Genomic DNA, 26,046 nt, shown 5'->3' with positions numbered 1-26,046 from the left:
TCTATACACCTTATCTTTTATTATTATAACACCTGCATGACCACTATTAACTTTTTTGATTTAAGGAAAGTACAGTATGAAGGTAAAAACTATTCGTGATGTCACTTTTAATTTACTACGCAAACTTGAATTAACTACTTTATTTGGTAATCCAGGCTCAACTGAGGAAACTTTTTTAAAGGATTTTCCTGAAGATTTCCGTTACGTGCAAACATTACACGAATCATCCGCAGTTGGTGCTGCTGATGGCTATGCACAAGCAACTCGTAAACCCGCGATTGTTAACGTCCATACTTCTGCAGGTTTAAGTAACTCAATGAGTAACATCATGACAGCGGCACAAAATAAAACACCATTAATTATTACCGCTGGAAACCAAACGCGAGAAATGTTACTTATGGAACCATGGTTAACTAACGTTTCACCTACAGAATTGCCTAAACCCTGGATAAAATGGAGCTATGAACCAGTCAGAGCTGAAGATGTACCTGCTGCATTTATGCGAGCTTACGCGATGGCATTACAGCCACCTGCTGGTCCTGTCTTTTTATCTATTCCATTAGATGATTGGGATAAACCTGCGCTAGGAGATGCCGTTGTGCGGAGCGTAGCATCACGATATGCTCCAGATCCTATTCTCATTTCTCAATTTGCTGATCTTCTTTCAACAGCTAAAAATCCGGCTCTTATTTATGGCGCTGGGATTGCTCGTGGACAAGGTTGGGATATCGGTATTCAATTAGCCGAGAAATTGAATTGCCATGTATTCAGCGCACCGGCTTCTGAAGTGCCATCATTCCCTGAAACTCATCCACTGTATGCAGGTGGCTTGCCTTTTGCTATTGAGCCATTATCAAAACAATTAGCAGGTTATGATGTTGCTATTGTCATTGGAGCACCAATATTCCGTTATTATCCCTATGTAGCGGGTGAGTACATTCCAGAAGGATTGCAGTTATTGCATATTACAGATGATCCTAATGAATCAGGAAAAGCACCTGTTGGTGACAGCCTATTATCTAGCCCAGTATTAGCACTAGAAGCATTACTCAACCGAGTACAAAAACGTACAGCAACACCTCCTAAAATACCACAACAATCACACAGAATGTCTCCCCACCCTGCGGCAGAACAGCAAGAAGGTGAACAACTTTCAGCATTAGAACTCTTTAAAGGTTTGCGTGAGTTTACACCTGAAAATACAATATTAGTTGAAGAATCACCCTCTAACCTTGGCGAGTTACATACCGCATGGTCAATTGATAAACCCGATTCTTTTTATACTTTTGCCAGTGGAAGCCTTGGCTGGAATTTACCCGCGAGTATTGGTATTGCATTAGCTGAAAGAGATAGCGGTAAAAATCGTCCGGTTCTTGCCATTATTGGTGATGGTTCTTTGCAATATTCAATTCAAGGTTTATGGACAGCTGCTCAGCTTAAATTACCAATATTGTTTGTTGTGCCACGTAATGGTGAATATGCAATTTTGAAATCTTTTGCAAAATTAGAAAATTCACCTGGCGTTCCGGGTCTAGATTTACCTGATTTAGATATTGTTTCTTTGGCAAAAGGTTACGGCTGTGTTGGTGTACGAGCTGAAACATTAGATGAAATCAACCAAATCTGTAAGGAAGCATTTTCTCGTTCAGTTCCTACTGTCATTGAAGTTCCTATTATTCCAACAACCCCGCCTTTGTTGTAATTAAATAAACTAAAAGGTGCAATAAATATTATTGCGCCCTATTGTTTCGAATAGTAAGAGGCTATCTGATGTTAGATACAATTATTACAGCATTATTACCGATCGTGGTAACGCTTTTACTTGGATATTTTGCAGGGTGTAGGCATGATTTCAATAAAGATCAAGCTACTGTATTAAATAAAATGGTGATGTTATATGCATTACCACTATTACTATTTGCGGGAATTCTGAGTACTCCACTCACTGAAATAATCAGTAATGTTGATGTTTTCTTGTGGATCTTCGTTGGTATGGTTGTGGGATTTATTACTGTTTTTCTTATCTCCCGTTTTATTTTCAAATCTAGTGCGCGTTTAGCTGCATTGCGCGCTATTGCCATTGCCGGTCCCGCTGTACCTTTTGTTGGAACTCCCGTATTAGGTGTGTTATTTCCTATTGATGCAGACATTGCAATTGCCGTTGGCAGCTTATTAATGAATTTAATTCAGGTTCCATTAGCCTTAATCTTTTTAGTGGGGGCCGATACCAATGATACTTCAACAAGTAAGCAAGGTGCTTTTTCAGTTATTGCTAGCAGTATAAAAAATGCAATTATACAACCTGTTGTATGGGCACCAATCCTTGCTTTTATTTTGTTATTAATTGGCTTAGATATGCCGAAGTTCTTAAAAGGCTCATTTATTTTATTAGGTCAAGCAACAGGCGGGGTTGCATTATTTGCCGTCGGAGCTGTTCTTTACGCACAAAAAGTCAGTTTTTCTATTCCAGTAATCATAAACGTACTTAGCAAGAATATTTTATTGCCATTAATTATTCTAGTGATAATGATCGCCTTATCTATACCTCATGTTGAACGTGGTTTAGTTTCGGTTACCTTAGCTATTCCTACAGCATCCATTGCTGTTATTTTTGCGGTGGAATATAAAACAGGTGAACAAGAAATGGCATCAACCCTATTTTGGAGTACGATTTTGTCTGTAATAACAATGGGAGGCTTTATTTGGTTTACAGGAAGTTAGCCAAATATTTCAATTATTATGCTCGAGCAAAAAACACACTAATTCATTATTTGCATCACCCCCAATAATAGAGTGATAATTTGTCACTCTATTATTATTTCTTCGATTTTTATATTACAAACCCCCATGTCATTTAGGTATACTCAAATATCCCATCAAAGTCTTTAGCCACTAGATTGGAAAGTTTATACATTATGAGCATTCTTCACTTTTTTAGCGATATCATGTAGTGTTAACGACGACTCACCACTTTGTTCACCTGCATCAATTAAAATTTTCAATGCTGCCGTTTGTTTTTCTTGAACCTCAAGTAGACGTAGAGCAGAGCGAACAACTTCACTTGTTGAACCATATCTTCCAGACGATATGAGTTGATTTACAAACTCATCCAATTGAGCCCCGATAGTTACACTTGTTGTACGAGCTATAGGATCACCTTGTGTGTTAATTATTAACACAGTAATTTTAGTTAGCCTATTTGATAAAATCGAGTCAATTAGGATTATAGCTTATAGGCATACTTAAGCTGAACTGTTTTTTGGGGCTTGTTGCAAATAATAAATTAGCGTATTTTTTGCCCCATGGCATCTTTCACGCTAAAACCGTCTCCACATTGAATAAGCGATTCATAAAGCGGAGCGCTCCCGTACACGAAACTCGAGTTCATCACGACGTAGCCATTCATCAAATTTACCCTTATTCAGTTTTCGCAAAGTTTCAAAGCCTTGGATTGTCGCCCAGGCCCGCTTAGCGACTTTGCCCTCCCCCCCCGTTCAGCCAGCATATCACTGACGTTGGCATAACTGAATGGTGTTGAGCCATACCAACGTAAACACCAAAGGATAATCGTGGGGGCAAAATGTTTCCATTTAAACTCATTCGATGGCATGGCCTATTCCTAATAAGACATAATCAATATCGTGAGTGTTTCTCATTTAGGTAATTTTTGCAACAAGCCCCTTTATAGCGCTTCAAGAATTAAAATTCCGTTACTCGTTGTTATGCCTGAAGTAGAAGCTGAACCCGATAATGTTGCCTTTACTTGAATTTCGCGACTAACTAATCCATTTAAATTAATTCCATCACCATTAGCATTAATATGTATACCATCGAGTGATATTTGAGCATAAACTCCATTTTTGAAATCCAATTTCCCATTTGTGACATTTGTTCCCGTTAACCTTAATTTATAATCCCTAGCATTACCTGCAGTGCAGGTAATAGTTAAATTTGTATTTTTACTCAGACCTGCAACCATGAGGCTTTCTGATGAAAAATTAAGCAATAAGTTTTGACTATTTAAATTACAAACACTTAAAGACTCAGGACCTCCAATTATATTGCTCGGCGGATGTGAGTTATAAAGAATAAAATTTTTATTTTGTTTATCATAACATTCTACGGAAGCTGCGGCTGAAACCCACGGTTCCCATAAACCCGATTGTCGATAAAAATATAGTCTTTTTTGTACGAGTAATATATCGCGGGAGAAAATCATAGCTGCTTCTCTATTTGTAAAAGCACCATCACAATTAATGGGGATTTTATAGATTGTAAATTCTCTACCCTCAGATGACATTTGAATAGTAAGTAAATTATCGCCATTCATAATGTCATCGGCGCAAATGATTTTCGCACAAGGTGCCCATGTAGGGGCACCATTTGTATTATCTAATGGCCCCTGTGCCAATATGGAATTTATTGGTATTGTGTTACTCTCCGCTGTTATAGTGAGTGTAGCTGAAGAGTAAAAAGAAATAAAAATTAATAATACAGAATAAATTTTCATCTACGTCCTTTTTTAAAATCATTATGACCGGTTATTTAAATAATATATAATAGGTGATGATGAGTTAATTTCATTATTTCATATCACTATCTTCACTATATATAAAAATGATTAAAATAATCATACAAAAATACACAACCTATTTTTGTATGAAATCTATTTTAACCACAATACTAATATTTCATATATTTTTCCTAATGGTACCCCAATCACTCTTACTCCAACATAAAAGCTGTCGTCGCCTCAAATGCTCCCAACCCAATTCTGATATAATTTCGCCACTTCCCTGTGCGTTGTATCCTATTCCTATCATCTGTCCTATACCACAGTTACTGACAACTGCGTTCATGTAAGGCCTATGACCAAAACCTACAGTTGAATTAGCTGAATTATTAAAATTGATGATTAATGGAAATACTATATAAGATTGTCTTCATTCTATATTTTGACATATATAACTCCTGTTATATTTATGTGGTATTGTGATTTTGAATAATTAACAAAAATTAGTCATTTCTTTAGAGTTATTCATATTCAAGAATAAAAGTGGTAGTAGCCTCGAAAGTTCCGCGTGTAATTGATTTATCGCGAAGGGCGATAGGTTCGCCTCGAACATAAGCTTTCAAATTGATGTTATTGGTGCCACTGGCTTGGAGCTGTTGAGTGTAGTCTTTTGATCTATTTAACGAGATAGGTTCACCACTTTGAGTTTCAAAACCAATAGCGATCCCATTTGCTTTGCTCCCTGCATTAAGTGCTAATAATCCGGGTAATGCTGCACTTTCAGTTCCCATAAAGGTTACTTGAACTTCTTTACCCAACACTAAATCACAATTAATTAACCTAATTGTAAATAGCTGGCTGTGTGTTCGTGTATTCAAATACAAATATTTGTCTACAATAGTGCCAAAATCCAATTCGATATTTTCATCGCCAGGATATATTTCGCAGGCGTCCTCAACCAATGTTCCATCAAATTGTACGGTTTCCGACCGCGCACAAAGCGGGCCTCCAACTAAACTTAGTGACAAGACTAAAGGCCATAATTGACGTAATGGTATTTGCATTTTTCTCATTTCCTTTTATCGTGTCATTGAAAATCGATGGTCAATGTCCCTGTCGCAGAAAAATTATCACCAACCAGTTCCGATCCTGCACGCTTAATCGGAACCGCCGATAATTTTGGTAGATTTGAACTATTAATTGCAAACGCCTTGTTCAGTTCTAACGGTATCCCGTCCTTTTGAATTTGAATGCCTAATTTTCCGTTATTCATAGGGCTGCTTGTTTGTAATGTCGCATTATCAAATCCCGTACCCGCGAGTGTTCCACTGAACGTCAATGTCACATTCCACGGTTGCTTTAAGTCACCTTGGCAATTCAATTGATACGGTATGTCTTGTTTAAATAAATTCCCATCCACTTTACGCACCCCCACCTTTCCAAAAGAAACACGTATAGGATTTTTTTGTCCTAATTCACAGGCGGGGGGCAGTATTAGCGTACCATCAAAAAACCAATTGGCTTCCACTGCAGAGGACATCATCATGAAGAGCCCTCCTAAACTGCATAAATAACAATAACGTTGACTTGTGCTTATCAGTAATTTTATCATTGGTAGTTCACCTTTAATGTTGCCAAAGCAGTAAAACTACCACCATCTGTATCATTAAAGCTTGCAGTCATATTTTTAATCGGCGCAGCTTTTAAAGAAGGCAAAGAAGTATAATTAATATTCACCGGCTGGTTAATTGCTTGCCTGATATTGTTAACATAAAAAATAACGCCTAATTTATCATTGCTTGTTTTTAATGCGCCATTGCTATTAAACAATGTAGGGTCGCCTTCTAAGATCAATGTCAGATTATTTTTTGCTAATCCTGTACACGATAGACTCAATGGCAATGTTTGTAAGTAGTTATTACCGTCAATGCGCGTTAATAAAATATCACCAAAATGAATCTCCGCTTGATTATTGTTATTTAGAATACATTCAGGTGGCGTCACGATTAAATTACCGTAAAGATTTGCCCCTAACCCCAATGCAAATGGAGAGCTTATTACACAAAAAAAGCAGAGAGCTACTTGTTGTCGGTGAATAAATTTCATCTTGTTCTCCTTAACGGTAATCCACCACAAAAGTTAATGTCCCATTAAAATTTCCGCCATCAGTTAATACCGTTCCCGAGGGTTTTACTGGTACTGCATAAAGTGCAGGTTGATTGCTACCATAAGTGAAATTCACAACATCACCATTACTTAATCGAGTCGAATTCTGATAAACCGCTATCCCGAGATTCGTCCGACCAGTACGAATAACATTTTGCCCATTGAGCGTAATCGGGTTCCAGCTGACCGTCATCTTTAATGCATTGCTATAGACATTCGTACAATTTAACGTGTAATCAATACGTGTGCGTTTATAACTGCTATTGTCAATCAGTGTTTCATGGATATCGCCAAAATTGACATCTGCCACAGTACCACTATTCACGGTACATTCTGGCGGCGTGACAACCAATGTTCCTGTAAAATAGACATCCAATGCTCGTGATAATATCGGACTTAATAAACAAAGCAGGCCGATAAAACACCGAACAAAGAGAGTATTATTCATGAGATAGTCCCACATTTATTGATAATTTAACGTCACTGTCATTGTGCCAGTAAAAGATCCCGCATCACTAAGCATCATACCGCTAGGTTTTATCGGTACTGCGTACAAGTTCGGAGGATTACCGTAAGTAAAGTTAATTGATGCGCCGTTACTTAAGCGAGTCGAATCCCGATAAATGGCAATACCCAAATTTGTTCGGCTTGTACTGATAGCAGAAACGCCATTAAAGGTTACCGGATCCCATGACAACGCCATATTCAACGCATTTTTTTCTAATGCACGGCAAGATAATCCGGTATCAATAGGGGTTCGCTTATAACTCACTCCATCAATTAATCCTTGTTGTACCTCTTCAAAACGTACAATTTGTATTGAACTACCACCACCAAACGTACACTGTGGAGGCATCGTAATGGTCAACGTTAAATTCAGATTTGCAGTGTCCGCACGTACGACATGAAATAGACTTTCAAATAATAGCGAGCTAAAAAAAAGAAAGCTGAGCGTAATAAAGCCTTTAATCCCTATGGTCGCATGCTGTATCAATAACATCGTTAACTCCTAATCATAACTGACCTGAAAGCGAATAATTGCCTGATAAGCTCCCGAACTTAATCCTGCTGTAGTACGGATCGGGGTAATATAATAGGTCAATTGATTCTGCCCTGGAGAAACTAGCTCAGGAGTACTGTATTCCCCTATTGCAATAGGATGATAAGAAGCATTACTCAATTGTAATGCGATTCCTTGCGCCCCCGTAACGGCAGCTAATTGTGGGCTTTGATTGTCCGCCTCTGCCAAAAAACGAATTTTCATTGCAGGCATATCAGGACTCCACAATAAGTTTCCGAGTTTATTACGATTACGACTTTCACCACTTAAACAATCTTCTAAACGCAGTTGTACCGCGATAGGGGTACCTGTTTGACCAACTTTCTGTAATTGCCCTGTGCCTAATATCCCCAGTTCAACTGTTTGATATGCTGACGACATCGCTAATCGACAAGCACTTTCCGTTAAAGCTCCGTGTACATATAATGTGCCATTAGCACCATCGACATCCCAGTTATCCACTTTATCGAGTTCAGTACTGAGTGCTGTGCTACTGAGTAAGGACAATCCTAAACCGCACGCCATCATACAATGAGGGATCTTATTGGCTTCTTTCATGAGGCTCTCCTGCGTTGAAATCTGCTTTAACGTCATCTTGTTCTAAGCTACTGTTTATCTGATACCACATGACAGCGATTATCTTGACAAGTAAACATCAACGTTGGTCGCCCACCATAATCATTGATATAAGTGAGTACAGGCTTACTTCCTAAGGCTTTTGTACTCCCCCCCATAAGCAAACTGCTTTTAGGTGCAACCATCAACGGTTCAAACCCCGCGACTGTTTTTCCATCTTTCACTGAAGCAGCATCAACAAGCGTTACAAAATACGGCGTTGGATTCTCCACACTGTATTGGTCACCTTGACGAGTGAGGGTGATTTTTTCTTGCCATGGATTCTCCATTTGTTGGCGAGTTGGAATAATCGCCTTTGGGCGATAAAACAACTTAATTCGCGTTTGTAATGCCAGCTGAAGTGTGTTCGGCTTATCACTTTTAGGTGGGATTTCACGTAAATTGAAATAATAAACGGATTCCCTGTCTTGCGGCAGTGACGCAACACTCGGTAGTGCTTGAATTTTTACTTGGCTTTTAGCACCAGGTTCAACACGCTGAACGGGAGGTAATACTGTAAAAGGTTCCGTGATTTTTTCACCTTGGGCATTTTCAATCCAGCCTTGCGCTAAATAAGGTAATTGTTTATTTTCATTACTGATATTTAAGCTAATAGATTTATCTTCACCCGTCATAATTGCACGTGTGCGATCTAAAGCGATTGCAGCTTGCGCGGAAGACAGTGTCGCGGATATCAACACTGCTCCAACCAAAAAAATGGCAATTAGATGATGATTTTTTTTATTGGTTTTATTACTCTGTAACATATTTTTTACCTTAGTATGAAGGAGGGATAACCTTCTTCAATCATGTTATTTTTTATTTTCTTAACCAGCTCGCTGAGCTGGCCAAACCCGGTTTATCTGATGCCTCAGAAATTAATGAATGAGGCGACGGTAAACTGGCTGTATTCGATTCAACAACTATCTGTGTCTGCTCTATGGGTAAGATGCCAGTCGCATCGCACGGTAATAACCAATTCGTTAACAACGTGTCGCTCTTCGGTAATATTTTAGGTAAGGTGATTTCACATTGTGCTTTGTCATCCCAACGAACTTGTAATTTATCGTTAGGGTTGAGCCCCGTTAAATACGTACTCCCATCATCCCCCACCATTCCCACTTGTTGGCCTTTTATATTGAAAACTTGTGCTCCAAATGGGGGGAACCTATTATCAGATAAACGCAATAAGGCCATTGCACTGTGTCCAGCGACAACATCAAACTGGCGGTAACCAATAGCACCTTCTGTTAAGGTACCTTGCTTAATCGATTGTGATACCTGAGCATCTTCAGGTAATGTATTTAAATCGACACTGACCTGATTACGGTAATAACTGTTCACATCTGTTAATACAGCCTGACCAAAATAGTTTGTTCGAATAGTTGAGCCATAACCTCGTAATGGGATATTCGGAACACCATCCGTATCAACAAAAATTCGAGTCCCCCCAAGCTGATTACCACGATGCATCACCACACCTTGCTTAATCGCCGTAAAACCACCTTGAAGTGATAAGCCAGCAGAACGATATCTATCTTGCTGATAAGTGGCATTTGCATTGATTTGAGCCAAATCAGCTTGATGTGTGTAATAACCACTCACTAACCCACCAGAACGAGACCATCCGGTACTTAATTGGTAATTAGTACGTTCATCTAATCGATCGTAATAACTGACTCGTTGAGAATTATCACTCTCATCCCAACTGCTGTTCATGCTAAGCGAGCCACTCTCCCCCCAAGGCAATGAAAAGGAAAGGTAGGCCCCATCATCATTAGTCTGCCGATAACGATTTCGATAAGCCGTCAAGTTAACACTTAAATTTTTCCATTTCCCGATATCAAAATAACGTGCTAAAGACAGACTATAACGGTCATTATCAGGCTGATCCCAGTAGGTTTGATGGTAATAATTTATATAAGCACTGAGCCCCAGCTCCGGAAATTGTTGGTTATAGGAAACCGTATACATTTCCTTACTGCTATACTGGCGGCTCCCCGTAGACTGGGCATTTAAGTACTCAGACATACTCATAAAACCTTGCTCAGCAAAACGATATCCCGCAAATGTCACTTGGCTATTGTAGGCATCAAATCGTTTTGAATAGCTCAAACGATATGAATTACCGTGATACGTTTTATCGCCGACTTCAGTTAACCCTTTTAACCGTGAACGCGCATGGGTGATATCAAAAGACAGCGCGCCAAACGTCATCAGATCTCGACCGATACCAACCGCAACGGAAGTGTAATTCTCCGCTGCAACGCCGCCACCATATAATGACCAACCGTTATTTACTCCCCACGAAAACTCGCTGCTGGCAAACGTTTCACCGCTCACGTGGTGGCGCCAATCAGTTGGACGTCCAGCGGCAAGCTTATAACGTACTTGGCCTGGGCGAGTGAGATAAGGAACACTGGCTGTATTCACCGTAAACGTTTGAATTGAGCCATCTTGTTCTTTAACTTCAACATTAATCTCACCGGATAGTGCATCATTTAAATCTTGAATACGAAAAGGGCCAGCGGCAACTTGTGTTTGATAAATAATACGGCCTTGCTGGCTCACAATAACGGTAGCATTACTTTTAGCTACACCTGTTATTTCGGGGGCATATCCCCGTAAATTAGGTGGTAACATATTGATGTCGGTGATCAGACTGAGTCCCGTAAATCGAAAACTGTCAAAAATATCTGAGGCTAAATAATCTTCACCTAAAGTGAGTTTTGCCCCGAGAGATTTAATTGCACGATAGACATAGTATCGAGTCCAATCTAATGAACTAGAAGTATCTTGTCCTTGCTGTTTGTCTAAACGCATTTGCCAATCAGCACGCATACGCCATACACCTAAGTTAACACCCGCAACACCATTACCGCTGGTACTGACATTTGTTCGTTGTCCGCCTCGAGTTTGCTGACCAACCTGTGCATTGAGGTTATAATCAAAAATAGCGCCAGGTAATCCATCTTCCCAACGAGCAGGTGGATCCCAGTTTTCGGCTGTATATTCCAAATATGCTTGTGGTAAACTGACATATAAAGCGGAAGCAGCTAAATCCCCTTTAACTTCAGTGCCCGGTAAGCTTTCTAGTGATAAACACTGCCCATCATGCCACCATTTTAGGGTTGGCAATAAATAAGGTTTAAGCGCAAGTTGCTCAACTAATGTAGGGCTTAAACAGGCCACGCTCTCATCTGGCTGACCATCGGGTACATAATAAAATACGGTTTGTTCAGGTAGTTGATGCTTATTTATAAAAATAGAAAAACGATATTCTCCTGGCATTAAAAAGCCTGGACGTGAAAACTGAGCTAAATTAATATTTGCGCGGTCATTGACATCTAAAATATCCGTATTAAATTCAATCTGCTCAGCGTAGCTATTACAACTTAGGGATAAAGCAATAAGTAGTCCCATCAACCGAGGACGGCTTACCCGTAACAACGGCATATGAATAAAACCTGGGGCCATCATCTCGACCTTCTTATTTCTTTTTTATTAATAAAACCATTTAGCTTTTTTATTCAAAATCAATACTTGGTTTTGACATATAAAATTAATAATTGAATTATTCATAATCCAATTTAAAGCTTAATTGGCTGTAGTACTGCCCTGATACTAATGGAGTATGATTAGCTACCAACCTTAATTCGTAAGCTAAATCACGGGAGCCTTGCGTCAAAGTTTGAGCAGATAGAGCTTGTCCTGGAACAATAATTTCTCTGCCATCATTACGTTGAATTTGTAGTCCAACACCTTTGGCTTGACCATTCACACTAAATAATCCGTGTTGATGTGCACCATCAAAGGTGACTCGAAAGTATTGCCAATTAGGTTTATTCGGGTTTTGACGTTCAAGAACACAATTAACTAACTTAATAACAAACGGATGTACTGGGCCTTGACCATCTCGACGGATATCACTCAGAGAGAGGCTTCCCATATTAATAGTTTGATCACGGCTACCAACATCAATAGCACAGGCTGTTTCAATGATACTGCCACTCATCTTTACCAAACCTAGCGCATTGGCAGGGGAAATATTTATGAGAGAATACATACTAAGACTCAACGAAAGCAGTCTACTGATCATTAAATATTTCATTGCTTCCTCTCCTACGCTGGCTTCCATTTGAAATAAGCCAGCAAAATATCCTTTTTTGCTAGCTACTAAATATTGATTATTCGTATGACAGCGTAAAGTCAGCTACGGAGCTAAATTCACCGGCAGTAATAGTTTTAATATCACCACCATTACCCATTAAATACGCTGAGAAACGCAGGGTATTATTCCCATCTTGAATATTTTGGAATGGTATTGGTGTACCTAACGTAATTACATTCCCGCCACCATTTGTAATTTGTATGCCTGCTCCTGCACCAGTACCAACGATACCTAACGTTTTGTTTGAATTATCAAATGAAGCCGCTGCACCACTAAATGTTAATTGAACGCCTTTCTTTACGTCAGTTACATCACAATTTTCTAATGCAATATCAAAAGTACGTGGAGTAGATTTACCACCATTAACTAAAGCCATATTTGATATTTGTCCAAGCTCAACAGTTTGATCAATTGAATTTGGTGAAATAGAACATGGTGCATCAATAATAGAGCCTTTAAAATTCACTTTTCCATGGCCCATATCTGCAGCAAGTACAGAAGTGCTCATAGCACTAGAAACTAGTGCTAATAATAATATTTTCTTCATATATTCCTCAATGATTTATAAACAAACAACTTGATTTACTTCTATTACTAAAAAATATTTATTCAACTATGATTAATAAAAGTGGACGGTATTAGAAGCTATTATTATTTTTTTCAATATTAACTCATCATCACAATTTGATTTTTCCATTTTAAGTAAAGCATTTTTAATTACTTTTTCACATGGGACATTCAATGCTATTGATAAATTAAATAACATATCTATTGAAATCTTATTAATACCTCGTTCATACCGAGACATCTGTTGCTGTGAAACATTTAATTTTCTTGCCAGTTCAGTGCCAGTCATCCCACACTCTTTTCTGATCTTTTTAATAGCAGCCCCACAGTAAATTGAAAATAGATTATCACACTGACTATTAATGCTATTCTTTTCAAATTTCATATTAGTAATCTTTCCAGTAATTGAAAACAATTACTAATTTAAAATTAGTAATTAAATAAATATAAAATTCATAACTGGTTTAACCAAGCGGGTACAATTATAAGGTGTAAAACTTAAAGATCAAATCGTCTCCTATCGAACTTTTACTTAATTACTCTCATGTTACAATTTTTAATACCCTTTAATTTTACCTACATATCATTAGGTAAGTTAGGTTAGTTAATTTTTTTAAATTTTAATTAGTCAAAAATTGATAAGCTAAACACAGAATAATAAATCATAAAAAATTAAAAAACAAAATATTAATCTAATATAAACACATATTGATAATTTGTATTACTTTGTAACATACGCACAAATAAAAACAAGCAAATACGCTTATTTTGGGTTGTTTGGCCATACTCCAATTTGTTCTCAAGTATTCAATCTGGGGGCTTGTTGCAAAAATTACCTAATTGATAAACACTCATACTGTCGATGCTCTCTTTAGGAAAAGCCATGTCAGCGAATGAGTTCAAATGGAAACATTTTGCCTCCACGATTATCCTTTGGTGTTTACGTTAGTATGGCTCAACACCACTCAGTTATGCCAACGTCAGTGATATGCTGGCTGAACGGGGGGTTCAAAATCTCTAAGCGGGCCTGGGCGACAATCCAAGGCATTGAAACTTTGCAAAAACTGAATAAAGGTCAATTTGATGAATGGCTACGTCGTGATGAACCCGAGTTTCGTGTACGGGAGCGCTCTGCCTTTATGAGTCGCTAATTCAATGTGGAGACGGTTTTAGCGTGAAACATGCCATGGGGCATGGGGCAAAAAATACGCTAATTTATTATTTGCAACAAGCCCATTAATACCATGTTGATTGATTTGATGACGGCCATGTCACAAAAAGATTGGATCAGTCGCCTTGAACGACAAAAACAAGGTATCGAACGTGCCCAAAATTTAGGTAAATACAAAGGAAAGCAGGCAGATAAAGAGCGCCATGAGAAAGTGATTTATTACCGAAAATACAAAGAGCTGAGTATTCGTGAAACCGCCGATGCCACAGGCTATAGTTGTTCACAAGTCTGTCGAATTCAGCTGCGTTATCAGAAAAAATAACCTATTTTCTATTTATAAAGGAGGATAAATATATGGCGGTATCAACAGAACAGCTGCTCATCCTATTACGCCGAGCGTACACAATCACTACATTTTATCGTTTATCCACGAAATCTGTGTTTCAATCCTCTGTTCGCATACCTGAAGGTTATCTTCTGATCTCACCAAAAGGAGAAGAGGTGAAGTGGTCAACTAATATTGGCCACACTATTAGACTGTTTGTAAAACAGTCGCTCTGATTCATTTGGCGTCAATCCCCCGTTATACCAGTGAGGTCTGATGCCGCTGTAATAACCCGTGATATAACCGATAATTCTACGCTCTGCTTCTTTCAAGCTTTCATAACCGATTGAAGGCATCCACTCATACTTTAAACTTCTAAAAAATCGCTCCATTGGGCTATTATCCCAGCAGTTTCCCCTTCGGCTCAGACTTTGGGTGATTTGATAACGCCATAATCGTTGACGGTATTCAAGGCTGGTATAATGACTCCCTTGGTCACTATGAAACATCAGCCCTTTTGGTTGCCCCCTCATTTCCCAAGCCATTTGTAGGACTTTTAATGTCAACCCTGTGTCGGGGGACGTGGATAGCGCCCAACCAACAGGTTTTCGGGCAAAGAGGTCTAACACAACAGCCAGATAAGCCCATCGCCTTCCTGTCCAAATATACGTAACATCGCCACACCACACTTGATTGGGGGAGGTAACAGCAAATTGGCGGTCGAGTAAATTAGGGATGTCGACATGTTCTTTACTTCCGCGTTTATAGCGATATTTTACGTGCTGGCAACTCGTAATTCCAAGTTCTTTCATTAACTTACCGGCAAGGTAACGGCTCATATTCACTCCGTATTGAGTCGTCACTATCGTGGCGAGAGTCCTTGCGCCAGCAGAGCCCCCGCTTAAGTTCCAAGCGTCTTTAACTAAGCTGCGTTTAATCGCTCGTTCCCCATCCGGTATGGCATTTTTCATCCGAAGGTGCCAATGACGATAGCTGCTGCGATGACGTTCAAAAAGTTGGCAAAGTGTTGTGACAGGATAATGCGCTCTTAGTTTGTCGATTATCGAGAATCCTTCAATGAGTCCGACATTAAGAGCGCCGTAGCCTTCCTAAGAAACACATTCTTCTTTTGCCTGTAAGAACATCCCCATTCTCTCAGCCTGACGTTTAAGGTTTTTTATTACCCGTTCTTTATACCGCTTCTCATAGTATTCAGCGCCAGGATCTTGATACTTTGTTCCATATTTCATTGCATTGTAAAACAGTATGGCTATTTTTCTTGCTGTCGCGGTTACCGCTTTTGCTTTACCTACCCTAGATGAGAGTCTTCGATAAAACGCACCTAGGGCTGTATCTGACCGACCCACCGTCGTTGCAGCAAGCCTGAGATGAGCGACAACTCGATTATTACTCTTTCGGGAGTGGGACGACATCACCTTACCACCACTAATTTTTGACCCTGGGCACAATGTTAACCATGATGTAAAATGCTTTTCGGTTGGCCATTTATTCATATCCGTGCCACATTCAGATATCAGTCGTAATGCAAGAAAAGAGCCGATGCCATGTATTTGTGTGAGATCTATTCCTATTAAGCGATACAATTTTTCTCGCACATCAAACGTCATTGCGTTGGGCTGTTTGGTTCTATTCTTGGGTTTGGGAATAGGCTCTTTAGGCTCACTTGAATCCATGCAAAGCCTGTTGAGTACTGATTCAATTTGCACATCACATTCATCGACTCGTAACTGATAGGCATCATACATAAGAACAGCCTGACGAAGTGCAAATAAATGTTCTGGCTGATAATTTCCGTTTAGTGCTGCACTAATCGTTTGTTCGTCCGCTTTACAACGTGGATCTCTTAATTTTGCCAAGACATTTGGGTCCTTCTCTCCTGCGACTATAGCTCTAACAATCTTCATACCCGTGACGCCAGAGATATCCGAAACCACAATACTCAATTGGATATTCATATAAGTGAGTGCTTTTTGCATATGTTGAATATGCGCAGCTGCATAGTCCAAAAGGCGTTCTCTCACACGCATATACGCACGAAGCTCAGCAATGATCGCTTCGGGTCTAAAACTGGCTTTGAGCAAACCACATGCATGAAGTCGTTGGATCCATTGCGCATCTCCCACGTCGGTTTTTCTTCCAGGAACGGCTCGGGTATCACGTGCATTGGAAAGGACAACCTCAAAACCATGCTCTTCCAGAATTTCATACACAGGTACCCAATATACTCCCGTGGACTCCATGGCAATGGTCGTTATGCCACACTTAGCTAACCAATGAGCCATGTTATGAATATCGCCAGTGAATGCTTTGAAGGTTTGGACTGGTTCGTCACAGCACTCTGGAGGAACTGCGACAACGTGAAAGCGTCCACCGATATCAATCCCCGCAGCATTGGGGTTGATGACGGGAAGCGATTGGGATTTTGGTTGTAATTTCGACATGATGACCTCGACTTAATGGTAAATACCGGATGGGGAACTCGGATTAATCACTTTCCTAAACGGGGTCTATGTCACCAACATCGGGTCCGCAGCTTTCCCTGGGTCAGGTTTTTTGACGGGATTTATGTCTCCAAAAGGCGTACGACCACTATCCGGTTAATGTAGAGTATAGATCGTTATGTGTTTCTAGTCAGATGGGGGATGTTGTGACATGTAGGCAGTTTTTTAGAATTTCGTTTTCCATTTTAAGGCGTTGTATCTTTTTTTTCATCTCACGAAGTTCAATCTGTTCAGGCGTAAGTGGGAGCCCTGTTGGTGTTTTACCTTGACGTTCTAATCGCAGCTTTTTAACCCAGCGATTAAGTGCGGCCAGGCTCACGCCCATTGCCTGTGCGGCTTTCGCCACGGAGTAATGATGGTCAACGACCATTTTAGCAGCTTCGAGTTTAAACTCTGCGGAATATTGCTTAACCATGTGCTCACCTGTGATGTTATTGAGGTAAGAATATCACCTCTACTCAGGTGGCCAAATTAACTATGCCACTTCAAGGAATGCGTTTTAAGCGCTATCGAATTTCAATCGGTTAAACACTTACTCATCGAACATGGTATATGGGAAGAAATCGTTGGCTCTACATTGTATGGTGGAAGTTGTTGGTCTTTAAAAACCAAATAAAATTAATGTGTTATTGAGAAATGAAGTTTATCATCATTAACATATATGGGAACCGACCGCGGTTTATGAGTACAGAAAAAGGGGGGTGTATTCAATATAGAGATCATCATAATAATAGATAGTATTCACGCTCTATGAATGTGCCGATGATTTTGTCATGCATTTCTGGTGACTTTGAGTAACCTAAAGTCTTACGGTTAAGTCGCTTTAAACGGTTTCTCAAGTTCAAATTCTCTCTTTCTATTCGTTGTGTATAAAACTTACTTACCACATATTTTTGTTTGGACAATATCTCATAAGCACTGAACTTATCCGCGCACCAAAAAGCCACATTAAACCTCGATAGTAAAGCCAGTAACTGACGAAGGGGGCTCTTGTTTCGACGACCAAATATATGAGCAATAATCCGTTTTAGACGGGGCTCCCAAGCATATAAGAGCCAGCGTTGTTGCCTCTTATTAGCGACAAAAGACTACTATTCATCAACCTTGCAAAGGAGTTCAATGTGCAAATTATCAAGGGGTAAAGAAGTTACCTGATTAGGCGAGAGTTTTTAAAGTACGAACAACAGCATTAATGCTGATATGAAGAGCCCTGGCAGTATCACGAATACCTGCATTATTCATCGTTAGGTCGATAATTTTATCTTGAGTTCCGGGTTGGCAGGCTCGATATTCATAATCGAGTTGGAAGCTTCGGCTGCAGTCTTGGCAACGATAATGTTGGTTGCCAGTACTCCCTAATCCATGTTTTTTCACTGAGGAAGTTTGTAGACAAAATGCGCACCTTACATCGACTTTAGTCATGACTATTTTCCGGTAAATTACCTATATTACAGGATACACACCGGATTGAATACATGACCCGTTAAACAATTCATCCATTTCCCTAACCATTAACGCTCTAATAGAGTTTTAAGGTAATTATTTGAAAAATAATGATTATTATTATTTTATTAAGCTTTTTTCATTAAATAAAAAACCCAATAAATGCGTGTTGTGTTTCTTTTTTGTTTTTTTTGCAAATATTTAAGTCAAATTATTAATTTTCGTAAATTTCAACGTTAAATATCTATTTTTAGTTTATTTTTAGATTAAAATATTGATTTTTTTTTATCCATTTTCGAGTGGATAAAAAACAATTAAACTGATGTTTTTTTATAATTAATTGATATTTAAAGTTTTATCACTATTTAGTAAAAGTTGTAACAATTTGATACTTAATATACGGTTCAATTAAAGGAGTTTTACTTTTAATTATTTAATTTTTATAATTGTGTTAATTAAAAAAACAGCTAATCATTTATGGACAATTAATAATAGATAATCATTTTTATTTTTTTGGAAGTAATAATAAACATGCAAATTAAAAAAAATATAATTATTAGTCACGAAAATGAAATTTCCACTTATTGCGGAAAAATTATTAAGAGAATTAGAAGAGAACGTGGAATGACAGGAGATGAACTAGCAAAAAAATTAAATATATCACAACAACAGATGTCTCGATATGAACGTGGAGTTAATAAAATTTCTTTGAGTACGTTATTTAATTTATCATTTATTTTAAATGTTCCACTTGAAAAAATAATTAAATATATTTTAGTTGAAATGGAGGATGGGAATTCTGATAACCCAATATTATTGAAATCAATAATTGCATCTTCCGATACTACCTACTTTTAATAACCATCGTAATTTAAACATTTTCACAAAAATAAAAACTTTTGAAAATTTTGTAAATAATCTAGGAATATATGAATAAATATTTTTATTAGCACTAGTTTCTAGTGCTATGAGCACCTCTATTTTTGCAGCAGATATGGGCCATGGAAAAGTGAATTTTAAAGGCTCTATTATTGATGTACCATGTTCTATTGCACCAAATTCAATTGATCAAACTGTTGAGTTTGGACAAATATCAAATATGGCTTTAGTTAATGGTGGTAAATCTACTCCACGTACTTTTGACATCTCTTTAGAAAATTGTGATGTAACTGACGTAAAGAAAGGCGTTCAATTAACATTTAGTGGTGCAGCAGCTTCATTTGATAAGTCAAATAAAACATTAGGTATTGTTGGTACTGGCACGGAGCAGGCGTGCAAATTACAAATGGTGGCGGGAATGTAATTACGTTAGGTACACTAACTCCATTCCAAAATATTCAGGATGGTAATAACACTCTGCATTTTTCGGCGCATTTAATGGGTAATGCTGATGATATTAAAACTATCACTGCCGGTGAATTTAGCTCCGTAGCTGGCTTTACGCTGTCGTACGAATAATTAATGCTTAATAGCCAGAAAAAAAATATTTATTAGAGGTTTTTATATATAATTAAAATTTTGATCTTTTCTGTGTTGGGATTTTATACTTCTATTTGTTTTGCGGATTTTAATGTTGATTTATCTTCGGATGGAAAGAGTGGTTCTGCTATATATGTAGGGGATCCAAGTAACGTTTTTTTATTATAAAGGAGATTGGCCTGGAGATAAGTGCGGTGGGTGCCATAGAAAAGATTCGGTTTATATTTCCATTTTATACTCCAATGGAGAATATGTGAGATATTTTACTATAGATCAGATAGATTGTAGTAATTTATTAGACAATGAATCTACTGCTCGACGTTATATCGAAAATGTTGTCAAGGTTAGGCGCTCTATTATGACTACAGTGTATATCCCAAATGCCTCAGCGAAATCAGCAACATCAGGAACTTTTGATTGTAAAAAGTATGGCATGACAGGAAATAATTCATCGATTGTTTACGTATGGAAAGAACATAAGCACGCCTACGGCGTGAGCATCGCGGCAGAGCCGCTCTATTTCTAGGCAACTCCCTTCTCGTCTTTTATACTCAGCTCTATGTATATTCCTAGACCTGCTAAACGGCTATTTCAATACGATGATGGATGGAATCGCTTCATCGAAAATAATCACGTCGATGAATGGCAATTCCTCTGTGTTGAAAAGATGCTCGCCTGTAGCACCTGTGCGATGGGCGTTCGTCGTTATTGCTGCTCTTCTCCTGATTGCACCCATTCTCGCTTCTTTTGCCAAACCTGTAAATCTAAATCCTGCAGTGCCTGTGGTCTCAAAGGTACCGAACAGTGGATTGCACAACAACGGCATATCTAACCGGATTGCGAATGGCAACACATCACTCTCACGATGCCTCACCTGCTTTGGCCTTACTTCAACAATAATTGGCCCTTGCTCAACCAACTCTTTCGCTGTGCAACGCGTGCTATGCTCAAACACGCCAGATGGCTTGGGCTCGAAATCGGTATCTTTTGCACCCTCCACACCTACGGTCGCCAACTCAATCAACATTCGCATATTCATTTGTCAGTAACCCGAGGCGGTCTCACCAAATACGACACCTGGAAGCCCATTTTCTTTAAAAAGAAAGACGTCGAAAAAGTCTGGCGTAGTGCCGTTATTCGGCTCCTGCGTGACAGCTATTATTCAGTTACTACCGAATAAATTGCCTGGTTTCGGGCATATTCGCGATTCCCCAACGTGGTATCGTTACCTCAATGCCCAGTTTCAACGTTATTGGAAACTCCATTTTGCTAAAAAGACCCGATGGGCCTGGCACAATATAAAATATCTGGGCCGTTATCTAAAGCGGCCCCCTATCTCAGCGTCTCAATTGAAGCACTACAGTGGCGGCACCGTACTCCATCATTATTATGACCACCATAGCCAACAATACCGACGACAGACCCTATCCCAAGAAGAAATGATACATCCTAACGACCCTGAAAAACTGGGCTTTGCAGCGCTTGCCAAAGGATTTTTAAACACGGATCCGTACCAATGCATTTTATGTGGTAACCGACTGCGGTTTATGAGTGCGGAAAAAGGCCTACACGCGGTCACTTTACTGTCAGAAAGGCGGGATAAATGGCTAAAAAACGATGGCTACAAACCGTAGCCTAGGAGCAGTGTGCCTAAAATTTCAGTTTTTGGTTAAAAAAAGTGCGATTACACACTAGCATGGTTAGGTTTAAATAGGGGTTACGCGCCCATTTCATCGAAAAGTCCAAAGTTTGCTCTTAGCCCTGTAATATCAAGGGCTACAGGCGATATCTTATACGGTAGCATTAACACTCGATGCTATTACATTGAAAAATTAAAATTTAGAAACCCTGCCGTCTAAGGATATATTAGTAAAACTTATTGCCGATATGAAAATTACGGTAAGGGCGTTATTACGAAAAAATGTTGAGCCGTATGAGCAATTAATTGATTTTATGTTGCAGTACCCAATACTGATTAATAGACCGATTGTTGTTACACCAGTAGGAACTAAGCTTTACCGACCTTCAGAAGTCGTTTTGGATATATTACCTCATTCGCAACAACGTGAATTTATCAAAGAAGATGGCGAGGTTATTGTTGATAAACAAGGCATCAGAGTAAAGTAAATCTCTGACGATATTTATCATGATGAGCGTACCGATGTATGGCATCAGTACGCTCATGTTAATCCGGTACTTGCTTAAGGTCGTTGATATTGGTATTTTAAAAAAAACATACTATTCATAGGAACAGCTGATCATATTATGCGCCTTACGCCACCCTGAGATACCTCCTTCCTTTTAGGTTGATACTAAATCAGCCAATTCCCACATCCCTTCTTTGGGATAATTTCGTTTATTTAAAATATAATCTCCCATCTTGGGATTGATAGATTACAAGGTAGTCTAATATGCTTTTGTCCTCCACTCGTCAGGACTGGCTGGGTAATATCCGTGGGGATGTCCTAGCCGGTATTGTTGTTGCTTTAGCGTTAATTCCTGAAGCTATCGCTTTTTCAATTATTGCCGGCGTCGACCCCAAAGTGGGGTTATACGCCGCATTTTCTATTGCGGTAATTATCGCTTTTATCGGGGGGCGCCCCGGCATGATTTCCTCCGCAACGGGTGCAATGGCACTTTTAATGGTCGTTCTGGTGAAAGAACATGGCCTTCAGTACCTATTAGCTGCGACGGTATTAACTGGGATATTTCAAGTTATCGCAGGATATTTAAAGCTCGGTAATTTAATGCGGTTTGTTTCACGCTCTGTCGTAACGGGGTTTGTTAATGCGTTAGCTATCTTGATTTTTTTAGCCCAACTTCCAGAGTTAACCCATGTAAGTTGGTATGTTTATGCGATGACCGCGGCAGGCTTAGGGATTATCTATCTGTTTCCATTAATCAATAAGACCATTCCTTCACCATTAGTGTGTATCGTTGTATTAACGGTAATTTCAATTAGTCTGGGTCTTGATATCCGCACAGTCGGTGATATGGGCGTTTTGCCTGACAGTTTACCCATCTTCCTTGTGCCTGATATTCCCTTGAATATCGAAACGCTACTGGTCATATTACCCTACTCACTAGCGCTTGCCGTTGTTGGCTTATTGGAATCGATGATGACCGCAACGATTGTGGATGATTTGACCGATACAACCAGTGATAAAAATCGAGAATGCAAAGGGCAAGGTATTGCGAATATTGCCACTGCCTTTATTGGCGGGATGGCAGGATGTGCGATGATTGGTCAATCCATCATCAATATTAAATCGGGTGGCCGAGGCCGATTATCTACGTTGGTTGCCGGTATTGTTTTATTGTTAATGGTGGTTTTTCTTAATGATTGGGTATCAAAAATTCCAATGGCGGCGTTAGTTGCTGTGATGATTATGGTGTCAATTGGAACCTTTTCTTGGCGCTCCCTTGCTGATATACGAGTTCATCCGCTATCAACCAGTGTCGTTATGATAGCCACCGTCATTGTTGTCGTTTGGACCCATAATCTGGCTTACGGGGTACTTGTCGGAGTGCTCATCACAGCGCTTAATTTTGCTAATAAAGTCGCGCGATACATGGCAGTTACATCAAGCAGGGATAAAAAAGCACGCCATTATGAGGTTCGAGGACAAATTTTCTTTGCTACATCGGAACGCTTTGTTAATGCTTTTGATTTTAAAGAAGACATTGATAAAGCGATTATCGATATGGATCATGCTCATTTTTGGGATATCACCTCCGTCAGTGCGTTAGATAAAGTGGTGATTAAGTTTAGACGTGAAGGCATTGATGTTGAAATTAAAGGGATGAATGAAGCCACTGCAACATTGGTTGATAAATTTGGTATTCATGACGACCCGAAAAAAATTGAAAAATTCATGGGAGGTCATTAATTATGGCAGCAGATATCATTCAAAAAAATTGCGTAATTGGGTGTATTGACCGTTCGTCTTCGGCAATTGCCGTTTGTCAGGCCAGTGTCTGGATAGCCCAAACACTCGACCTACCACTGACACTGTTACACATGAATGAAAAAATCTCGACATCAGCACACCATGATTTAAGTGGGATCATAGGATTTGATACCCGAGAAACTTTATTGAATGAACTCGTGGATATTGAGGAAAAGCGAGCGCGTTTAACCCGTGAGGAAGGCCGACAATTATTGATGAGAGCAAAAAAAATCACTCAAGATTTAGGTCTTCATGATGTTAATACACTTCAGCGACAAGGAACGTTAGCCGAAGTACTAAATCAAGAAGATACGCATATTGTTGTACTCGGTCGTCGAGGCGAGCAATCTGAGTTAACGGGTCATATTGGCCGTCAACTCGAAGGCATTATTCGACTTCAAAAAAACTCAGTGCTTATCTGTAAGCGAAACTTTACCCCACCGAAAAAGATGATGATTGCATTTGATGGCAGTGAGGAAGGTGAACGAATCATTCATCGGTTAACACAAGTGAAATTATTAGCCGATAGTGATTGCTATCTGGTGATGTACGGTAACCAAGACTGTCAGCTCAAAAAAGCACAAAACCAACTTCATCAAGCCGGTATTCAGGTGAAAGCCAATTTACTTGAGGGTGACAATAGCATCGTTGATGAGTTGTGTAACTTTGCAGTACAACACCATATTGATTTGATCATCATGGGGGCTTTTGGTCATTCGCGATTGAGGCAATTTTTTACCGGAAGTCATACGACAGAGATGATACATAAAACGCCCGTGTCATTACTCATCATTCGTTAGTTTTTTCGTCTATAGTCATTATTACCAAGAGAGGTGACTCGCTTTCGTCACCTCTCTATCATAATAAGTGGCTACGATTTATCGACAATATGAATAAAATGAATGTGTTTTTCATATTGATCGAGGATATCATGAATAATCTGCGCTTCACTCCATCCCATAATATCGTAGTCTTGCCCACCTTCCTTTAAATAAACTTCAGCGCGGTAGTATTTCTGAGACTCATTATTTTCATCATCATCCATACCCACTAATGCAAAAGAAGGCGTCAGATAGTCCCGTAATCGTATTTCATAGAGAAAATTGAAGTTCTCACCAAATTGTACTTCAAGAGTCACCCTATCGTCTTTCTCATTATGGATAGCGGCCTCGGTCCCCTGCTTTTCCAACTCAGTGACAACAGATTGCATAGCAGGCTCAATCACTTCAGTCATGAAACGTTTAACCTGATTACGTTTAGGAAAGAAAGCTATTTTACGTAATCGACGCTCCCATGATAACCCCCCACGTCCGGTATTCGGTGCTAAGGTAGCGAGCTGTTGACTGTCTTTTTTATACACATCAATCCGTAAAGCTTTTAGCAATCCGACAATAGCAATCAATAAAATAATCGCAAAGGGGAGTGCGGTCGCTATCGTCATGGTTTGCAATGCCGTTAATCCGCCGGCCAGTAAAAGTGTGATTGCAACGGCCCCCATCAAAAAAGCCCAAAAGATACGTTGCCAAACAGGTGTATGTATTTCCCCCCCAGAGGCCAATGTATCGACAACCATCGCCCCAGAATCCGCAGATGTCACAAAAAAAACAATGACCATCAACATAGCGACAAAAGAAAGAACAGATGAAAACGGAAAGTAATTTAAAAATTCAAATAAGGCGAGAGCAACATCTTTTTGAACGACTTGCGCCAACATTTCTGCCCCATTATCACGGATCAAATGGATGGCACTATTTCCAAAAAAAGTCATCCAAAGCAGTGTAAACCCAGCAGGAACAAACAAAACACCTGTAACAAACTCACGAATAGTACGGCCTCGAGAGATCCTCGCAATAAACATGCCCACAAAAGGGGACCATGAAAGCCACCATCCCCAATACAATAATGTCCATCCCCCTAACCATTCACTCGATTGCGGCTCATAGGCATAAAGATTGAAGGTTTTATTGATGATATCTGAAAGATAAGCCCCGGTATTTTGGACAAAAGATTTAAGTAACAGTACTGTCGGGCCTAAAATCCCAATTAATAATAATAATAAACCCG

General features: G+C 39.3%; 22 protein-coding genes and 10 pseudogenes. 12 read left to right on the top strand and 20 right to left on the bottom strand.

What is annotated here, in order from left to right; all coding sequences use genetic code 11:
- Positions 1–76 precede the first annotated feature (76 nt).
- Together mdlC and ACLPIE_RS15270 are read left to right on the top strand one after the other, a co-directional pair.
- Complete coding sequence (mdlC, locus tag ACLPIE_RS15275; protein WP_249890903.1) at positions 77–1,702, top strand: benzoylformate decarboxylase; 1,626 nt, start codon at positions 77–79, stop codon at positions 1,700–1,702.
- A 68-nt stretch (positions 1,703–1,770) separates the two neighbouring features.
- Positions 1,771–2,721, top strand: a complete 951-nt coding sequence (locus tag ACLPIE_RS15270) for an AEC family transporter (protein ID WP_249890902.1) — start codon at positions 1,771–1,773, stop codon at positions 2,719–2,721.
- Positions 2,722–2,906: 185 nt separating this feature from the next.
- Here the strand turns inward: ACLPIE_RS15270 and ACLPIE_RS15265 are convergent, their stop codons facing one another.
- The 15 genes and pseudogenes from ACLPIE_RS15265 to ACLPIE_RS15195 form a co-directional block, all read right to left on the bottom strand.
- A complete protein-coding gene (locus ACLPIE_RS15265; RefSeq protein WP_249890956.1) occupies positions 2,907–3,149 on the bottom strand; it encodes a type II toxin-antitoxin system ParD family antitoxin in 243 nt (80 codons plus the stop codon).
- 163 nt (positions 3,150–3,312) lie between these two features.
- Positions 3,313–3,473 (bottom strand): annotated as a pseudogene (locus tag ACLPIE_RS15260) (IS6 family transposase); the annotation flags it as partial.
- A gap of 14 nt (positions 3,474–3,487) precedes the next feature.
- Positions 3,488–3,610: pseudogene (locus tag ACLPIE_RS15255) on the bottom strand (IS6 family transposase); the annotation flags it as partial.
- 72 nt (positions 3,611–3,682) lie between these two features.
- The gene (locus tag ACLPIE_RS15250; protein ID WP_249890901.1) at positions 3,683–4,510 is read right to left on the bottom strand and encodes a hypothetical protein; all 828 of its coding nucleotides are present in this window, start codon (positions 4,508–4,510) and stop codon (positions 3,683–3,685) included.
- 524 nt (positions 4,511–5,034) lie between these two features.
- On the bottom strand, positions 5,035–5,577 hold the full coding sequence (locus ACLPIE_RS15245) for a fimbrial protein (RefSeq protein WP_249890900.1): 543 nt from the start codon (positions 5,575–5,577) through the stop codon (positions 5,035–5,037).
- Between the two features lie 23 nt (positions 5,578–5,600).
- Positions 5,601–6,059: a fimbrial protein gene (locus ACLPIE_RS15240; RefSeq protein WP_335674338.1), complete on the bottom strand. Its 459-nt coding sequence runs from the start codon at positions 6,057–6,059 to the stop codon at positions 5,601–5,603.
- Between the two features lie 62 nt (positions 6,060–6,121).
- A complete protein-coding gene (locus tag ACLPIE_RS15235) occupies positions 6,122–6,619 on the bottom strand; it encodes a fimbrial protein (protein WP_335674337.1) in 498 nt (165 codons plus the stop codon).
- A 10-nt stretch (positions 6,620–6,629) separates the two neighbouring features.
- Positions 6,630–7,127: a fimbrial protein gene (locus tag ACLPIE_RS15230; RefSeq protein WP_249890897.1), complete on the bottom strand. Its 498-nt coding sequence runs from the start codon at positions 7,125–7,127 to the stop codon at positions 6,630–6,632.
- A gap of 15 nt (positions 7,128–7,142) precedes the next feature.
- On the bottom strand, positions 7,143–7,679 hold the full coding sequence (locus ACLPIE_RS15225; protein WP_249890896.1) for a fimbrial protein: 537 nt from the start codon (positions 7,677–7,679) through the stop codon (positions 7,143–7,145).
- Positions 7,680–7,688: 9 nt separating this feature from the next.
- Positions 7,689–8,297, bottom strand: a complete 609-nt coding sequence (locus tag ACLPIE_RS15220) for a fimbrial protein (RefSeq protein ID WP_249890895.1) — start codon at positions 8,295–8,297, stop codon at positions 7,689–7,691.
- Between the two features lie 47 nt (positions 8,298–8,344).
- A complete protein-coding gene (locus ACLPIE_RS15215; protein WP_281111423.1) occupies positions 8,345–9,121 on the bottom strand; it encodes a fimbria/pilus periplasmic chaperone in 777 nt (258 codons plus the stop codon).
- A gap of 52 nt (positions 9,122–9,173) precedes the next feature.
- A complete protein-coding gene (locus ACLPIE_RS15210; protein ID WP_281111422.1) occupies positions 9,174–11,834 on the bottom strand; it encodes an outer membrane usher protein in 2,661 nt (886 codons plus the stop codon).
- 94 nt (positions 11,835–11,928) lie between these two features.
- Positions 11,929–12,465, bottom strand: a complete 537-nt coding sequence (locus tag ACLPIE_RS15205; RefSeq protein ID WP_430262612.1) for a fimbrial protein — start codon at positions 12,463–12,465, stop codon at positions 11,929–11,931.
- A gap of 76 nt (positions 12,466–12,541) precedes the next feature.
- Positions 12,542–13,072: a fimbrial protein gene (locus tag ACLPIE_RS15200; protein WP_281111420.1), complete on the bottom strand. Its 531-nt coding sequence runs from the start codon at positions 13,070–13,072 to the stop codon at positions 12,542–12,544.
- 72 nt (positions 13,073–13,144) lie between these two features.
- Complete coding sequence (locus ACLPIE_RS15195) at positions 13,145–13,477, bottom strand: helix-turn-helix domain-containing protein (RefSeq protein WP_281111419.1); 333 nt, start codon at positions 13,475–13,477, stop codon at positions 13,145–13,147.
- A 498-nt stretch (positions 13,478–13,975) separates the two neighbouring features.
- On the opposite strand from ACLPIE_RS15195, the pseudogene ACLPIE_RS15190 reads away from it, so the two are divergent.
- From ACLPIE_RS15190 to ACLPIE_RS15180, 3 genes and pseudogenes are all read left to right on the top strand, one after another.
- Positions 13,976–14,101 (top strand): annotated as a pseudogene (locus tag ACLPIE_RS15190) (IS6 family transposase); the annotation flags it as partial.
- Positions 14,043–14,243, top strand: a complete 201-nt coding sequence (locus tag ACLPIE_RS15185; protein WP_430262654.1) for a hypothetical protein — start codon at positions 14,043–14,045, stop codon at positions 14,241–14,243. The pseudogene ACLPIE_RS15190 and the gene ACLPIE_RS15185, both read left to right, overlap by 59 nt.
- Before the next feature lie 84 nt (positions 14,244–14,327).
- Positions 14,328–14,585, top strand: a pseudogene (locus ACLPIE_RS15180) (recombinase family protein); the annotation flags it as partial.
- A 188-nt stretch (positions 14,586–14,773) separates the two neighbouring features.
- On the opposite strand, the pseudogene ACLPIE_RS15175 reads toward ACLPIE_RS15180, so the two are convergent.
- The 4 genes and pseudogenes from ACLPIE_RS15175 to ACLPIE_RS15160 form a co-directional block, all read right to left on the bottom strand.
- Positions 14,774–15,697, bottom strand: a pseudogene (locus tag ACLPIE_RS15175) (IS3 family transposase); the annotation flags it as partial.
- On the bottom strand, positions 15,698–17,050 hold the full coding sequence (locus ACLPIE_RS15170; protein ID WP_430262611.1) for an IS110 family RNA-guided transposase: 1,353 nt from the start codon (positions 17,048–17,050) through the stop codon (positions 15,698–15,700).
- A gap of 223 nt (positions 17,051–17,273) precedes the next feature.
- Positions 17,274–17,525, bottom strand: a pseudogene (locus ACLPIE_RS15165) (transposase); the annotation flags it as partial.
- 307 nt (positions 17,526–17,832) lie between these two features.
- Positions 17,833–18,532, bottom strand: a pseudogene (locus ACLPIE_RS15160) (IS1 family transposase).
- Positions 18,533–19,084: 552 nt separating this feature from the next.
- Here ACLPIE_RS15160 and ACLPIE_RS15155 point away from each other — a divergent pair.
- From ACLPIE_RS15155 to ACLPIE_RS15125, 7 genes and pseudogenes are all read left to right on the top strand, one after another.
- Positions 19,085–19,411 carry a helix-turn-helix domain-containing protein gene (locus ACLPIE_RS15155; protein WP_281111417.1) on the top strand — a complete coding sequence of 109 codons (327 nt, stop codon included), beginning with the start codon at positions 19,085–19,087 and terminating at the stop codon, positions 19,409–19,411.
- Positions 19,412–19,520: 109 nt separating this feature from the next.
- Positions 19,521–20,011, top strand: a pseudogene (locus tag ACLPIE_RS15150) (fimbrial protein).
- Positions 20,012–20,390: 379 nt separating this feature from the next.
- Positions 20,391–20,558, top strand: coding sequence for a hypothetical protein (locus ACLPIE_RS15145; protein ID WP_430262610.1), 168 nt, complete (start codon positions 20,391–20,393; stop codon positions 20,556–20,558).
- A 33-nt stretch (positions 20,559–20,591) separates the two neighbouring features.
- A pseudogene (locus ACLPIE_RS15140) lies at positions 20,592–21,671 on the top strand (IS91 family transposase).
- 200 nt (positions 21,672–21,871) lie between these two features.
- Positions 21,872–22,159 (top strand): annotated as a pseudogene (locus ACLPIE_RS15135) (ArsC/Spx/MgsR family protein); the annotation flags it as partial.
- Between the two features lie 284 nt (positions 22,160–22,443).
- Positions 22,444–23,922, top strand: coding sequence for a SulP family inorganic anion transporter (locus ACLPIE_RS15130; protein WP_273840467.1), 1,479 nt, complete (start codon positions 22,444–22,446; stop codon positions 23,920–23,922).
- 2 nt (positions 23,923–23,924) lie between these two features.
- On the top strand, positions 23,925–24,782 hold the full coding sequence (locus ACLPIE_RS15125; RefSeq protein WP_071548921.1) for a universal stress protein: 858 nt from the start codon (positions 23,925–23,927) through the stop codon (positions 24,780–24,782).
- A gap of 71 nt (positions 24,783–24,853) precedes the next feature.
- Here the strand turns inward: ACLPIE_RS15125 and ACLPIE_RS15120 are convergent.
- Positions 24,854–26,046, bottom strand: a 1,193-nt coding sequence (locus ACLPIE_RS15120) for a BCCT family transporter (RefSeq protein WP_430262609.1), incomplete at its 5' end; no start/stop codon positions are given.

The organism is Providencia sp. Me31A (assembly GCF_050487165.1).
Lineage (GTDB): Bacteria > Pseudomonadota > Gammaproteobacteria > Enterobacterales > Enterobacteriaceae > Providencia.
The sequence above is the reverse complement of the archived record's forward strand: the minus strand, read 5'-3'. Positions and strand labels throughout refer to the sequence as shown.